Below are 1,757 nucleotides of genomic sequence, written 5' to 3'. Positions count from 1 at the left end.
GGCCGCCACACCGCGCGCAGGTCCCGTCGCAGGTCCAGCCCGTCGATCTCGATGATCTTCAGTGCGCCCGAGGCCACCTGGTCGGCCACGGCGAGCGAGCTCATCCCCGCCGGGCCCACCCCGTCCAGGACGCTGGTGCGGATGGCGGCCGCACTGGCGAGTTCGAGCAGTGGAGCGGGGCGCTCGTACTCGTGGAGTGCGCGGTCCAGGGTCGTCCGGGTGCCGGACCCCGGTTCCCTCACCACCAACCGTGTGGCCGCGAGCTCGGAGATGGTCACCGGGGTGCGGCGCCGGGCCCACGGATGGGTCGGCGCCGCCACCACCACGAGCCGGTCGCGCGCAACGGTACTGGTGTGCAGACCGCTGGGAACCGTCGGGGACTCGACGAACCCGACGTCACAGGTGCCGTCCAGAACGAGTTCGGCGACCCTGACGGAATTGTGGACCTGCAGGTGGATGTTCACCTCCGGCAGCACGCCCCTCAGTGCCCCCAGCCAGCGCGGCATGAGGTGTTCTGCCACGGTCATGCTCGACCCCACCGTCAGCGTGGCGGACCGCTCGGACTGCAGGCTCTGCGCCACCTCCAGTAACTGGGTCGTCTCGGCGAGGACCCTCCGCGCCCAGTGGGCGAGCACCGTCCCGTGCGGGGTCAACGTGGCGCCCCGCGGGTGCCGACGCAGCAACGGAGTGCCGAACCGCCGCTCGAGATCCTTGATCGCCCTGCTCGCGTTGGGCTGCGCCATCCCGACCCTCCGGGCCGCCGCGCTCAGGCTCCCCTGGTCGTCGACGCCGATCAGCAGCTCCAGGACGGCCAGGTCGGGCCACCTCCGTGTCATGCAGACAGCATATGGCTCCGCTTCGGGCCATGCCTGTGAGATATGGACGGATACCGGACTGCCGGCTACCGGACGGGCCCGTCCGCGTCCATCCTGGAGACGTGACCACCCCCCTGACCGCCCGGCGACGCGAGCACGGCCACGCAGCGGTGTCGCGGGCCTCGGACTCGGCGACGTCCGGACTGACCGGCGTGCGGGTCAGGGCACGAACGCTCGCCCCGGGCACCGCGTTGACGCTCGCCGGAACAGCGGCGGCGCTGGGGGTCGGCCACCTGGTCCCCACCCTCAACCCGATGCTCGTGGCGATCGTGCTGGGTGCCGCACTCGGCAACACCGTGCGCCTGCCGGCCCGTGCCACCGCGGGCCTGGCGTTCTCCTCGCGCACCCTGCTGCGGGTCGGCATCGCCCTGCTGGGTCTGCAGCTCCTGCTCGGGGACATCACCGCGCTGGGGTGGCAGGTCGTCGCGCTCGTCGTCGTCATCGTGGTCCTGGGAATCGCCGGCACCATGGCGCTGGGGGGCGCGCTGGGTCTCGGCTGGACGCAGCGCCTGCTCATCGCCTGCGGGTTCTCGATCTGCGGCGCAGCGGCGGTGGCGGCCGTGGACAGCGTGTCGGACACCGACGAGGAGGAGGTCCTCACGGCGATCACCCTCGTCGTCATCTTCGGCACCCTGATGATCGTCGCGGTCCCGGTTCTGTCGGGGGCACTGGGCCTGTCGGACACCGCGGCGGGCATGTGGGCCGGCGGATCGATCCACGAGGTCGCCCAGGTGATCGCGGCAGGCGGGGCGATCGGCGGCGGCGCCCTGGCGGTCGCCACCGTCGTCAAGCTGGCCCGGGTCCTGCTGTTGGCCCCCGTGGTCACCGTGATCAGCCTCCACCGGCGACGGACGACCGGTACCGACGCCCGGGGGACCCGGC

The 1,757-nt window shown here is 72.5% G+C and carries 2 protein-coding genes; one reads left to right on the top strand and one right to left on the bottom strand.

The window, feature by feature from the left end; genetic code table 11:
- On the bottom strand, window positions 1-836 hold an 836-nt coding region (locus tag G6020_RS14670; protein WP_182611115.1), incomplete at its 3' end, for a LysR family transcriptional regulator.
- Between the two features lie 191 nt (window positions 837-1,027).
- Between G6020_RS14670 and G6020_RS14665 the strand changes: the two genes are divergently transcribed.
- Window positions 1,028-1,757 (top strand): putative sulfate exporter family transporter (locus tag G6020_RS14665; RefSeq protein WP_347238390.1); only part of this gene is annotated, 730 nt, incomplete at its 3' end.

The sequence above is a fragment of the Dietzia sp. B19 genome, from assembly GCF_014145155.1.
Classification (GTDB): Bacteria; Actinomycetota; Actinomycetes; order Mycobacteriales; family Mycobacteriaceae; genus Dietzia; species Dietzia natronolimnaea.
The sequence above is the reverse complement of the archived record's forward strand: the minus strand, read 5'-3'. Positions and strand labels throughout refer to the sequence as shown.